This is a genomic window from Exiguobacterium sp. s39 (assembly GCF_018618925.1).
Classification (GTDB): domain Bacteria; phylum Bacillota; class Bacilli; order Exiguobacteriales; family Exiguobacteriaceae; genus Exiguobacterium_A; species Exiguobacterium_A abrahamii.
On the sequence record NZ_JACSNA010000002.1, the window covers coordinates 14,891 to 26,596 of the forward strand.

Here is an 11,706-nt window from a genome sequence, read left to right on the forward strand (position 1 = left end):
TCATCATGAAATGGTTAATTACAGGCGCAACCGGAAAATTAGGTGCACGGATCGTGCAACATCTCAGTGAACAAGTCGGCAACGAACATGTAGCGGTTAGTGTCCGTGACGTTGAAAAAGCAGCGTCGCTTGCAGCGCAAGGAATCGACGTCCGGCATGGTGATTTCGATCAGCCAGAAACACTCGGACACGCGTTTCAAGGCATCGATCGTCTGCTGATCATCTCGACGGACGGTGAAGAAGCAACACGGATCCGGCAACACCAAGCCGCTGTCACGGCAGCACAAGCGGCAGGCGTCAAGCTGATCGGCTATACGAGCATCGCTAATGCGGCACACAGCACGAACGGACTTGCGCGAACACATCGGGTCACAGAAGAAGCGATTCAAGCGACAGGTATCCCGTATGTCTTTTTCCGCAACAACTGGTATCTCGAAAATGAACTTGGAACGATGGATGCCGTCGCACAAGGCGCAGACTGGTTAACGGCAGCGGGCGAAGGGAAAGTCGGATGGGCGTTACAAGATGAGTATGCGCTGGCGATTGCGACGGGACTGACACTTGAGCATCCAAAAGCGATCTATGAACTCTCTGGACCGTTGCATACACAAGCAGAACTCGCGAATGCAGTCGGAACAGTGCTTAACCGATCGGTCGCTGTAGATGAAGTAGATAGCACGACCTATGGCGAGCGGATGAAAGCAGCTGGCTTACCTGACTTCTTGATTCCAATGTTGACGGGTATCCAGGCAGATATCGCGGCCGGAACTCTGTCAGTAGAAAGTACTGATTTTAAAGAATTACTCGGTCGTCCTGTGGCGACGCTAGAAGAGGGAGTCCATCTCCTTTTGAAAAGATAAGTTCATCTGAACGTTTTCAGGACGAACGAGTAGGGTAAACCCCCTTTAGAAGCAATTAAAGGAGGAGCCCTACCATGAAACTGTCATCCTATCGTGTTAAGGAAGGCGAGCAAGTCTCGTTTTCGAATTACCCGACATCAGAAAAACATGAGATTTCGGAAGCGGAATTGCGAGAGAAGCGGATTCCGAAAAGTGTCGAGACCTTACAAGAGTTACACTGGCGGTTGCATGCCGAAGAGAAGAACGGCGTCCTCGTCATCCTGCAAGCGATTGATGCAGCGGGGAAGGATGAGGCGATCAGCTACATCTTTTCTAACTTGAACGCACAAGGACTCCGGACGATTTCAGTCAAAAAACCGTCGGATACGGAGCAAAAACACGATTATCTATGGCGGATCCACGAAGGACTACCGGAAAAAGGGGAAGTCGGCATCTTGAACCGTTCCTATTATGAGGAAGTCATTGCGCCACGAATCCATGATTTGCTCGAGGAAGAGGAAAAGCCGGATGACGGAGATGTGTGGCAGATGCGCTATCGCCAAATCAATGACTTTGAACGCTATCTCGTCGAGAATGGCTTCCGGGTCGTCAAGTTTTTGTTCCATGTCTCAAAAGAGGAGCAACGGCAACGATTGTTGACTCGTCTGAAGGATCCAACGAAAAACTTCGAATTCTCGTTCAGTGATATTGAGGAACGCAAGCACTGGGATGAATACCATGAGATTTTTGCTGAGCTTGTCTCAGCGACGTCGACATCGTATGCACCGTGGTACATCCTGCCGGCAGATGACGAATGGTATTCTCGCTATATCGTCACCGAAGTCATGAATGACGTCTTGAAGGAAATTGATCCACAATATCCGAAGTTGTCGGAAGAGGATCAGGAACAACTAGATGAAGCGATTAAACGATTGGAAGAAGAAGCATAAATCATTTACACCAAAAGCGATTGTTCTCTTGCTGAGAACAATCGCTTTTTTGATACACTTGGCTTTGTATGAAATCCTTTTTAGTCAACATAAAGTCTGAACTTCTAAATATCTCAGGACAAATGTCCTGTTCAAATCAGAAGGACTCTCGTTAAATGAAAGTATCATGGAACAGGAGAGGAGTATGCACATGCGTGGTGTCTTATTTGCGATTGCTGGTGGCTTTTTCTTGACGCTTCAAAGTGTCGCTAATGCTCGGATTAGTCAAACGATCGGTACGTGGCAAGCGGCGACGATTACCCAGATGACCGGGTTCATCGTTGCGATCCTCTTAGCGATCGTCTTACGGGATCGCAGTTTTTCAGCGATGCGACGTGTCAAACCGCTTTATCTGGCAGGCGGTGCCTTTGCGGCGATCATATTATTCAGCAACATGACGGCGGTCCACCGGATGGGCGTGACCTTGACGATTTCGCTCTTTTTATTGGCGCAATTGGCGCTGGCACTCTGGATTGACGGAAGAGGCTGGTTCGGTGTCATGAAACGTCGACTGCGAGGACCGCAGATCATCGGCATCTTGATGATGGTCGCAGGCATCTTCATCTTAAAGAGCTAAGGAGGAGAAGAAGTGACGGACATTGTGACCTATTTGGAACGGTATCAGTTAACGCATGTCTTTGATGCATCCCTACGCAAGGCGATGCACATTCAGACGTTCGCACCGGGTGAGGCTTTATGCCGACAAGGCGATGTTGCGCATGAACTCTACCTGCTCGTCGAGGGGAAATTGAAGATCACGCATATGTCGGCAACGGGGAAACGTCTCGTGTTGTCCTTCAAGCATCCGTTTGATCTCGTCGGCGATATTGAGTTCGTCCGAAAGATTGATTTGATGAACACGGTCGAGGCAGTGACACCAGTGACCGTCTTACGCATCGCCTATCCAGATTTGGAAGAGGCACGTGTACATCATTCTGCCTTTCTATTATTTTTACTCGAGACGATCACGAAAAAGTTTGAATTGAAATCGCATACGCTCAGCTTCAATCTGCTGTACCCGGTCGAAGTCCGGCTAGCCAGTTATTTGCTGTCGATGACACCTAATACGGATGCTTTTGCGAGTAAAGAACTCGTCGATGCAGCAGATTTGATCGGGACGAGTTACCGTCACGTCAATCGTGTCTTACGCCAGTTCGTCGACGATGGGTTGATTCGCCGGACGCAGCATACGATTGAGATCATTGATCGAGACGGATTGATGGAGCGAGTCGGAGAAAGCATTTACGAATGAAGGAGGTGCGACATGGTTACGGGAATCATCCTTGCCCTTTGTGGGGGCATGCTCGTCTGTATTCAAAATACGTTTAACGCAAAAGTCAAAGAACACGTCGGCGCTTGGGCGACGACAACACTAGTCCTTGGACTCGGGTTCCTCGCTTCACTGATGATTGGTTTGATCGTCGAAGGATCACAACTATTTGCACTAAAAGAGGCACAAACCTGGTTTTGGTTCAGCGGAATCATTGGTGTCGGTGTCGTCCTCTGTGTGACGCAAGGCGTTCAACAACTCGGGCCGAGCCGTGCGATTTCGATCGTCATGGTATCGCAAATCCTGTTTGCCTTACTATGGGATACGCTCGGCTGGTTCGGTTTACAGACCGTTCCGTTTACGTGGACGAAAGCACTCGGTGTCCTATTGATTGGTGGCGGAGTTCTGTTATTTCAATTAGGTGGCAAAACAACGACTGTACAACACGTACGAAAAGGAGCTTGAATATGTTTTACACGACGGTATTATTCGATATTGACCATACATTACTCGATTTTGAAGCGACGGAACGGATTGCCTTTCGCCGCCTGCTCGAGCAACAAGAGTTGCAGTGGACGCCGGAGCGAGAAGCGCGCTATAAAGCACTCAATCAAGCGCTTTGGAAAGCACTCGAACGAGGCGAGGTGACACGCGAGGAAGTCATTCACTCGCGGTTCGTGACGTTCTTCGCGGAAGAAGGACGGACGGTCGACGGACGAGAAGTTGACGAAACGTATCGCGGATATCTCGCACAAGGAACGGAATTGATTCCGGGTGCGACTGAGTTGCTTGAGCAGCTAGCCGGAAACGTCACGATGTACGTCGTCACGAACGGTATTTCGAAGACGCAACGCGCACGGCTCGAGGGCGCCGAATTAACGGACTTCTTTGAAGGGATTTTCGTTTCAGAGGAGACGGGTTTTCAAAAGCCGATGGCAGGATTCTTCAATCATGTGTTTGCGCGAATTCCGCAATTCGACCCAGCGCGAACGATCATCGTCGGGGATTCCTTGTCAGCTGATATCGCAGGTGGCAATCAAGCCGGTATCGCAACGTGTTGGTTTAATCCAGAAGGAAAATCAGCAACGGATATCACGCCGACGTTTATGATTACTTCGTTAGTCGAACTACCTGCTTTGCTTGAAAACGCAGCAGTCCTTCAACAATGAATCAAACCAACCGATAGGAGAGAGAAGGAAAGGGGGCGATCACTGTGCAACGATGTGATCAACAGACGCTGGAGGCAACTCCCGTCTAACTAAAAGGGGAAATGAACATGATTCAACTTGTACCGGTAACAGCAGAAAACTGGGAAGCGTGTTGTGAGCTGACACTGACAGCAGAACAGCAAGACTTCATGGAAGCGAATGTCTACTCGATCGCGCAAGCGAAGTTCGAACCGAGCCTTGTCCTTCGGGCGATCATGGCAGGTGAAGCCGTCGTTGGTTTTGTGATGTACAACACGGAGCTAGAAGAACTCGACGGCTACTGGATTTACCGCATCATGATCGATCAAGCGCAGCAAGGGAACGGGATCGGACGATTAGCGATGCAAGCCGTGATTGACGAGATGCGCGCGTTACCTGCTGCAAAACGAATCGTCGTCGGCTATCGACCGGATAATCAGGCGGCACACCGTCTGTATGCGAGTCTCGGCTTCATCGACCACGGGGATCGATTCGGTCGGGAAATGGCAGTACGATTAGACATTTGAAGGATGGAGGGACTCTTGAAACGCAAGAGTCCTTTTCTTTTGGATATTTTTTGAAACTTTTCTCGGCTCATCATGCTCTAATAAGTAAAGGGAGGGAACACGATGGACTTACGAAACGAGCACACGACACTCGTCCGCCGTGCGATGAAGCACGATGAAGCGGCGTTTGAGCAATTGGTGCTCCTACATAGCGAACAACTCTACCGAACAGCATATCTATACGTAAAAAATGAACACGATGCCTTAGACGTCGTACAAGAGACAGTTTATAAAGCGTTCATCTCCATCGAACAAGTGAAGGAACCGAAACATTTCGTGACATGGCTCACGAAAATCCTCATTCGTAATTGTTATCGTGTGTTGGAAAAACAACAACCAATAGATGACATCTTACTTCATGCTCCGGTACAGGAAGACCAATCGCGAGACGAACATCTCGATCTCGTGCATGCTTTATCGCATTTGCGAAAAGAATATCGGGATGTCTTAGTTCTTTTCTATTTTCATGATATTCCGATGAAAGAGATTGCAAGCTTCATCGGCATTACCCTCAATACGGTCAAGACGTACTTAAAGCGAGGACGCGAAGAATTGAAGATACAGTTAGGAGGAATGGATTATGGCACAGCACGATCTACGAAATGACTATGAAAAAATTCCTGTTCCAACGAACGCCTTACAAGACCGGATTCGTCAAGGCATTACGCAAGGTGTAGCGGAACGACAACACGTACGTCCTCGTCGGAAACAGTACGTAGCCATTGCGGGTCTTGCCGCCTCGCTATTCGTGACGACGTTCATCGTTCCACCGTTCGCTTCCGCGATGTCGCATGTTCCATTGATTGGTGGACTGTATCGTCCCTTTATAGAACAGGGCACAGTCGGTACGGAAATCGAGAAGAAACAACTTGCAACAGCAATTGATCAGACGGTAACGGATCAAGGCATTACGATCAAGATCGTCGACGCCTACTATGATGGTACGACGATCGGGATGAACTTGACGGCAACTGGTGTACCAGACGTCAACGAAACGAAACGAGCTGCTTTTTATGAAGTGTTCAAAGGGGATAAACGATTCGAAGGTACTGAAAATCAAGAACTGGCATATTTCAAACAGGACGGTAAGGTTTGGAAAGCGCGAATCGAATATGATGTCGGCTTACAGAAATTAAGTGATTCCATGCAGGTGCCACTCGTGATTTCGGAAATGTTTGGTCTAGACGGGAACTGGCAATTCGAGGTTCCGGTCAAACGATTGCAAGCCATTGAACAGACGTTTAATACGACGGTGAAGAATCCTGATTATGCGGTCGATATCACGTTGAAACAGATGACAAAAGGACAGGCAAGTACGACGTTTGATTATACGGCAGTTTATCCGAAGGCGGATCAGTATTGGCTAGAACTGGCTCTATTTGATGATAAAGGGAAAGAAATCATCAAAAACTGGTCAGTCGGAACATCGTTAGTAAGTGGTACAGTTACCGGGTCGCAACGAACGGATGTCTCGCGGATTCGATTCGGAAATTATGTCATTCCATCCGGGTCCTATACGTTGCATCCTTCTTTGAGCCTTTCACCGAAGACACATTGGCTGTCACTAAAGAAGACATCCTTCCCTTATACGCAACAAGATGCGCATCATCCATTGAAGATGACGATTCAAAAGGTAGAGACGTCCGGTTCTCACGTACAAGTCGATTTCTTGACGAACTCGGATCAAAAAAATTCAGATATCAAGTTGGATGTTAAAAACAGTATGTTCCTGATTCAAGGAAACGAACCACCGGATGGTCGCGAAATCAAACCGACTGTTGAAGTCATCGATGCGAAACAAAAGCTACTACGGGCGACGTTCACGTTATCGGCGTCACAAATAGATGCAATCGATGACTTCTATCTACAAACCGGCTATTCCAACACTGTGACGAATACACCAATCGACTTGAAGCCGATTCCGTTCACCGTCGATTAAACAGGAGACTCCTGGCATGCTGTCGAACTAGAATCAACAGTGAGCAACAAAGGAGCCTGATGAGATGGAAGTACGTCAAATGACAGCGGACGATTACCCGGAAGTCGTTCGGATCTACGAACAAGGGATAAAGACGGAGAACGCGACGTTTCGCACGGAGGCATTACCGTACGAAGAATGGACGAGGCATCACCATGAACACAGTCGTCTCGTTGCGATTGAAGACGAGCAATTGCTCGGCTGGGTCGCGTTAAGTCCATTCTCTTCGATTCCGGCATACGCTGGTGTCGCTGAAATCAGCCTCTATATCGCGGAAGAAGCACGCAGTAAAGGTGTCGGCACACGCTTGATGGAAGACGTCATTAAAGCAAGTGAAGCAGCCGGAATCTGGACGTTGCAATCGCAAGTTTTTCCGGAAAATCAAGCGAGTCTGCGCCTTCATGAACGTTTTGATTTTCGGGAAGTCGGTCGCCGGGAGCGAATTGGTCGGCTCGGAGGCAGATGGCGCGATACGGTATTGCTCGAGCGACGCAGCACATATCTCTAAAATTAGGCAAGTGGACGCAATGTTCCCTTGCCTTCTTTGTGTTGAAAGCGAGGGATAACGGGAAAAGACAGACAGCAGAAGAAGGGGGAGGGATCACGATGGATGATTTTTTTGGTGAAGGACTCGAGACCAATCAACAAAAACGGAAACGCAAACTGGAGGAAATCTTTGATCAGTCGTTTGAATCGGAGCGACGGGATTTCAATCAATCGCTGGAGCAGGACGTGACGGTTGCTTTGATCGGAGACGTCAATGCGGGGAAATCCTCAACCTTGAACGCGATTCTTGGTCGCGAAGTCGCAACGGTCGGGGCGCGCCCGGGTGAAACGATTCGCATCGATCAAGTCCGGCAGCATCCGGAGGATAAAGTCATCTTCGTCGATACACCAGGATTGAATGATGCCAATACACAGAACTCGGAAGCGACGTGGACGTACTATCAAAGTGCCGATGTCATCCTTTATTTTTTAAATGCGGCAGGTACCGTTTTATCTGAGACGGAGACGAAAAACTTTCGAAAAATCTATCAACATAACCAAAATGTCTTGATCGTCGTGACGAAGATGGATGCGACGGATGATGTCGACACGATCGTCCACCATATTGCAGAAAAACTACCAGGACCCAAAATCATTCCCGTATCAGCACGAGAAGGAACGAACATTGATCGGCTCCGCCGGGAGGTCCTCGATATCTTAAAAAAGTTCGACAAGGATAATGTGTTCGTTCGCCAGATGGATCCAACCGTTCGCGGGAAAATCGCTAACAACTGGATCGTAGGTGCTGGAACAGCCGCAGGTGCGATTGGTGCCGTGCCGTTTCCAGGAGCTGATATCATTCCGCTGACTTCAATTCAAATCGGCTTGATGCTCAAGTTATCGAATCTGTACGAACGGCAGTTATCCAAAGAGAGTGCGAAGGAGTTACTTGTCGTGACGATCGTCGGAAACTCCGGAAAGACTGCTTTTCGGCAAATTGCGAAGTTTGTTCCTGGGTATGGTGCCGTCATTGCAGCGGGAGTCGCTTCGACCGCCACCTTTGCACTCGGATACGGAACGAAATATGTCTATGAGAATAAGCTCGAATTAACACCCGAACAACTAATGGGGTTTGTGAAACGATTCCGAAAGAAGGCGGAGGAGTCGTCAGAAGAGACAAACGAGTAATCTCCCTGTTATTCTATACAGCAATAAAGGGGGAGAACATATGACACGATTACTCGAAGAAATCAAACAGTATCAATCGGAATTCCGACAAAAGGCACCTGCTGAGAAACAACGGTTGATGGCGGAAGCGACAGCAGAACTAACTGCTTCTGGTATCGCAAAAGGTCTAGGTGTCGGTGATACGATTCCACACTTTACGTTACCCGATGTATCTGGCAAGCCTGTGGCGATCGAGACATTACTCGAGCAAGGTCCTGTCATCTTAACGTTCTACCGGGGTGGCTGGTGTCCATACTGCAATCTCGAGCTTCGCGCGTACGAACGAGAAATCGACCGAATCCGCGCTCAGGGAGCGACTGTCGTTGCAATCAGTCCGGAGAAACCTGAATTTGCTGAGCAGACAGCAAACAAGAATACGTTAAGCTTCCCTGTCTTGAGTGACGTTGATTTACATGTATCCCGTCAATTTGATTTGGTCTTCGACCTGCCAGATTACTTGATCGAGATTTACAAGGCATCGGGACTTGATGTAGCAAAACACAACGGAAATGAGGATTGGCAGTTGCCGAAACCGGCGACGTTCATTATTGATACGGACGGTGTGATTCGTTTCGCAGAAGTACCATCGGATTATACAAAACGCGTTGATCCGCAGATGATCATTGATTACCTTGAACAATAAAAGAGCCAGTCAAATATACGAAAACCAACTCCTAGGGACGCACTAAGAGTTGGTTTTTTTATGATTCAATCTGTTTTATTTGGATAATATAGACATAAAAATGGGTATAAAGAGGTAACCAAACGTATAGATGGAGGTGAAGCGTCGCTCCTAGTCTATCGGGAGTCCGCGTCGATATGTATGCCATTCAACCAATTTTCAAAGAACGAATTTGGGGCGGTCGACGTTTAGAAGCGTTGTTTCAGTTTGAGTTACCAGAAGGACAAATTGGAGAATGTTGGACAGCATCCGCTCATGCGAGTGGGCGGACGTACTTCTTAGATGGACCTGATCAGGGTAAGACGCTAGATGAATTATGGCAAACGAAACGGACAGAACTATTCGGTGATTATCTGCTTGATGCATTTCCGCTTCATGTAAAATTTCTGGACTCGTCCGCCTACTTATCCGTTCAAGTCCATCCGAACGATGAGGAGGCACGACGGCTAGAAGGAGAACCGTACGGCAAGAATGAGTGCTGGTATATCTTAGAGGCTGCACCAGAGGCAGAAATCATTCTTGGTCACAATCTACAATCACGAGATGCCCTGTTTCGGTGCGCTCAAGAAAAGGACTGGGAGACGTCACTTCGGCATCAAAAAGTTAAACCTGGCGAATTCTATTACATTCCGAGTGGTACAATCCACGCTCTAGGACCAGGCATCGTTCTTCTTGAGATTCAACAGATGAGCGACCGGACTTACCGACTATATGATTACGACAGATTAGGAGATGACGGGAAACCGAGAGAATTACACGTTGAGAAGGCAATCGCTGTCACGACGATTCCAGATGAGCCGTGGACGAACCAACCAGAGACGATCATCAAGGAGGGGGGCATCATGACGAAGTTGCTTCAAGTACCTTCCTTTACGGTGATCCGTCATGAAGTGACCGGTCGGTATGCATTGCATGATCATCCGGTCTTTCGTTTATTGACTGTCATCGATGGTAAAGGAGAAGCGCGGCAAGGAAATCGCGTGATTCCTTTACAGAAAGGGAAACAATTCTTTGTACCGCGTCGAGCGGGAGATTACGAGATAGTTGGATCCGTCACATTCGTGACGAGTGAAGTGTTTTTAGACTAGAGCAGACGAAAGGGCACCACTAGGAGGTGCCCTTTCTAACATCATGGTTTGGACCGGATGGAGGTCGGGAGCGGATAGTTATCCTGCTCTGTCCAATCGATGGAATATTTGATTTCAATCATAATCAGATCTTCTAGTGTTGTCAGAGTATGCGGAACACCTTGTGGAATGTGTACGACAGAAGTCGGTCCGAGTTGCTGTGACTGACCATCGATCAGTGCCTCGGCGCGACCTTGTAAGATACTCCATGTCGAGTCGGTATGCGCATGATAATGATGACTGATTTGTTGATGCGCCTTGATATGCAGCCGTCGGGTCACGGCATAACGTCCGTCCTCTAGTTGCTGTTGATGTAAAATCGTTGCATATCCCCAGCGTTTCCATTCAAATTGTGGTGGCAAAGTGTCGTTCGTCAAATATTCCTTTAAGGCAGGTGTCTCGTCTTTTGACGCAACGAGGACACCATCTGGACTCACCGACACGATTAAGTTATCGAGTCCGATTCCAAGGACAGGAACTTGTAATTCATTGACGATATGCGTATTTTTCGAGTGGAGCATCCGGGCGTTTCCATGAAGCGGATGCGGCATCTCTTCCGTTAATGTATTCCACGTTCCGAGATCTTTCCAGTAGCCATCATACCGATGAACGAATAAAGAATCGGTCTTTTCAACGACCGCATAATCAAATGACGTCTTTTCTAGTGCCTCATAGTTCGAACGAAGCGCTTCGAATGTAGTCGGCACAGCTTGCGCTTCTAGACACTGTATCAAGAAATCAAGGCGACAGGCAAAGACACCACAGTTCCATAATGCACCTTGTTCGATTAAGTCACTCGCGACCTCAACAGTCGGTTTTTCCTGAAAGCGTTCGACGATGGACATGTTTTCGGAGGTTCGCGGAATGATATAGCCATATTTTGATGTGGGATGTAAAGGTTCCACACCCATTAAATGAAGCGCATCTGGATGTTCTTGGACGGCTTGGTCCAGTTGCTCGAAGCGTTCAAAGAACGATAAGTCAACGTAAGGATCGACCGGCATGATGATGACCGTCTCTTCTAAATCGATCCGTTCTGCCAAATAGCTCGTCGCGAGCATGATGGCAGGGAACGTATCGCGACGTGACGGTTCCTGAATGATGGAAGTACGAAAGCCCAGCTGATTTTCGATTGCATCGACTTGTGAACTCGTCGTCGTAATGACGGTCCGGTCGTCCAGACCGACTTCCTGAAGCTGCTGAAAGACACGTTCCATCATGGATTGTTTATTGCCATCGCGATCTTCCAGGATCTTTAAGAACTGTTTCGAGTTCAAATCGTTCGAGAGCGGCCAAAGCCGTTTTCCAGATCCACCTGATAGTAAAAGAATATACATTGACGACCATCCTTTCTT

Annotated in this window: 14 protein-coding genes; 13 read left to right on the forward strand and 1 reads right to left on the reverse strand. The window is 48.1% G+C overall.

What is annotated here, in order from left to right:
- The first annotated feature begins 5 nt into the window (after positions 1-5).
- From KNQ11_RS11610 to manA, 13 genes are all read left to right on the forward strand, one after another.
- Positions 6-860, forward strand: a complete 855-nt coding sequence (locus KNQ11_RS11610; protein ID WP_214771964.1) for an NAD(P)H-binding protein — start codon at positions 6-8, stop codon at positions 858-860.
- A gap of 74 nt (positions 861-934) precedes the next feature.
- Positions 935-1,789 (forward strand): PPK2 family polyphosphate kinase, encoded by an 855-nt coding sequence (locus tag KNQ11_RS11615; RefSeq protein ID WP_050676896.1) that lies wholly within the window; start codon positions 935-937, stop codon positions 1,787-1,789.
- A 190-nt stretch (positions 1,790-1,979) separates the two neighbouring features.
- On the forward strand, positions 1,980-2,405 hold the full coding sequence (locus KNQ11_RS11620; RefSeq protein WP_023466686.1) for a DMT family transporter: 426 nt from the start codon (positions 1,980-1,982) through the stop codon (positions 2,403-2,405).
- A 12-nt stretch (positions 2,406-2,417) separates the two neighbouring features.
- Positions 2,418-3,080, forward strand: a complete 663-nt coding sequence (locus KNQ11_RS11625; RefSeq protein WP_058713385.1) for a Crp/Fnr family transcriptional regulator — start codon at positions 2,418-2,420, stop codon at positions 3,078-3,080.
- Positions 3,081-3,092: 12 nt separating this feature from the next.
- Complete coding sequence (locus tag KNQ11_RS11630) at positions 3,093-3,563, forward strand: DMT family transporter (protein WP_133208219.1); 471 nt, start codon at positions 3,093-3,095, stop codon at positions 3,561-3,563.
- 2 nt (positions 3,564-3,565) lie between these two features.
- Positions 3,566-4,267: a YjjG family noncanonical pyrimidine nucleotidase gene (locus KNQ11_RS11635; RefSeq protein ID WP_214771966.1), complete on the forward strand. Its 702-nt coding sequence runs from the start codon at positions 3,566-3,568 to the stop codon at positions 4,265-4,267.
- A 107-nt stretch (positions 4,268-4,374) separates the two neighbouring features.
- On the forward strand, positions 4,375-4,812 hold the full coding sequence (locus tag KNQ11_RS11640) for a GNAT family N-acetyltransferase (RefSeq protein ID WP_133208220.1): 438 nt from the start codon (positions 4,375-4,377) through the stop codon (positions 4,810-4,812).
- Between the two features lie 102 nt (positions 4,813-4,914).
- On the forward strand, positions 4,915-5,457 hold the full coding sequence (locus KNQ11_RS11645) for a sigma-70 family RNA polymerase sigma factor (protein WP_214771968.1): 543 nt from the start codon (positions 4,915-4,917) through the stop codon (positions 5,455-5,457).
- Complete coding sequence (locus KNQ11_RS11650; protein ID WP_214771969.1) at positions 5,432-6,790, forward strand: DUF4179 domain-containing protein; 1,359 nt, start codon at positions 5,432-5,434, stop codon at positions 6,788-6,790. Before KNQ11_RS11645 ends, KNQ11_RS11650 begins: the two co-directional genes overlap by 26 nt.
- A 64-nt stretch (positions 6,791-6,854) precedes the next feature.
- Entirely contained in the window at positions 6,855-7,337 is a 483-nt protein-coding gene (locus tag KNQ11_RS11655; RefSeq protein ID WP_214771971.1) for a GNAT family N-acetyltransferase, read from the forward strand.
- A gap of 98 nt (positions 7,338-7,435) precedes the next feature.
- Positions 7,436-8,503 carry a YcjF family protein gene (locus tag KNQ11_RS11660; RefSeq protein ID WP_214771973.1) on the forward strand — a complete coding sequence of 356 codons (1,068 nt, stop codon included), beginning with the start codon at positions 7,436-7,438 and terminating at the stop codon, positions 8,501-8,503.
- Positions 8,504-8,543: 40 nt separating this feature from the next.
- Complete coding sequence (locus KNQ11_RS11665; RefSeq protein WP_214724797.1) at positions 8,544-9,185, forward strand: peroxiredoxin-like family protein; 642 nt, start codon at positions 8,544-8,546, stop codon at positions 9,183-9,185.
- A 176-nt stretch (positions 9,186-9,361) separates the two neighbouring features.
- The gene (manA, locus tag KNQ11_RS11670) at positions 9,362-10,312 is read left to right on the forward strand and encodes a mannose-6-phosphate isomerase, class I (protein ID WP_064300458.1); all 951 of its coding nucleotides are present in this window, start codon (positions 9,362-9,364) and stop codon (positions 10,310-10,312) included.
- Positions 10,313-10,353: 41 nt separating this feature from the next.
- Here the strand turns inward: manA and KNQ11_RS11675 are convergent, their stop codons facing one another.
- Complete coding sequence (locus KNQ11_RS11675) at positions 10,354-11,688, reverse strand: sugar phosphate nucleotidyltransferase (protein ID WP_214724799.1); 1,335 nt, start codon at positions 11,686-11,688, stop codon at positions 10,354-10,356.
- Positions 11,689-11,706 lie beyond the last annotated feature (18 nt).

Bases quoted from the DNA above. Each gene is read 5' to 3' on its own strand.
- manA (WP_064300458.1), top strand. From the start codon at position 9,362: ATGTATGCCATTCAACCAATTTTCAAAGAACGAATTTGGGGCGGTCGA.
- KNQ11_RS11630 (WP_133208219.1), top strand. From the start codon at position 3,093: ATGGTTACGGGAATCATCCTTGCCCTTTGTGGGGGCATGCTCGTCTGT.
- KNQ11_RS11660 (WP_214771973.1), top strand. From the start codon at position 7,436: ATGGATGATTTTTTTGGTGAAGGACTCGAGACCAATCAACAAAAACGG.
- KNQ11_RS11645 (WP_214771968.1), top strand. From the start codon at position 4,915: ATGGACTTACGAAACGAGCACACGACACTCGTCCGCCGTGCGATGAAG.
- KNQ11_RS11640 (WP_133208220.1), top strand. From the start codon at position 4,375: ATGATTCAACTTGTACCGGTAACAGCAGAAAACTGGGAAGCGTGTTGT.
- KNQ11_RS11665 (WP_214724797.1), top strand. From the start codon at position 8,544: ATGACACGATTACTCGAAGAAATCAAACAGTATCAATCGGAATTCCGA.
- KNQ11_RS11635 (WP_214771966.1), top strand. From the start codon at position 3,566: ATGTTTTACACGACGGTATTATTCGATATTGACCATACATTACTCGAT.
- KNQ11_RS11610 (WP_214771964.1), top strand. From the start codon at position 6: ATGAAATGGTTAATTACAGGCGCAACCGGAAAATTAGGTGCACGGATC.
- KNQ11_RS11615 (WP_050676896.1), top strand. From the start codon at position 935: ATGAAACTGTCATCCTATCGTGTTAAGGAAGGCGAGCAAGTCTCGTTT.
- KNQ11_RS11620 (WP_023466686.1), top strand. From the start codon at position 1,980: ATGCGTGGTGTCTTATTTGCGATTGCTGGTGGCTTTTTCTTGACGCTT.
- KNQ11_RS11675 (WP_214724799.1), bottom strand. From the start codon at position 11,688: ATGTATATTCTTTTACTATCAGGTGGATCTGGAAAACGGCTTTGGCCG.
- KNQ11_RS11650 (WP_214771969.1), top strand. From the start codon at position 5,432: ATGGCACAGCACGATCTACGAAATGACTATGAAAAAATTCCTGTTCCA.
- KNQ11_RS11655 (WP_214771971.1), top strand. From the start codon at position 6,855: ATGGAAGTACGTCAAATGACAGCGGACGATTACCCGGAAGTCGTTCGG.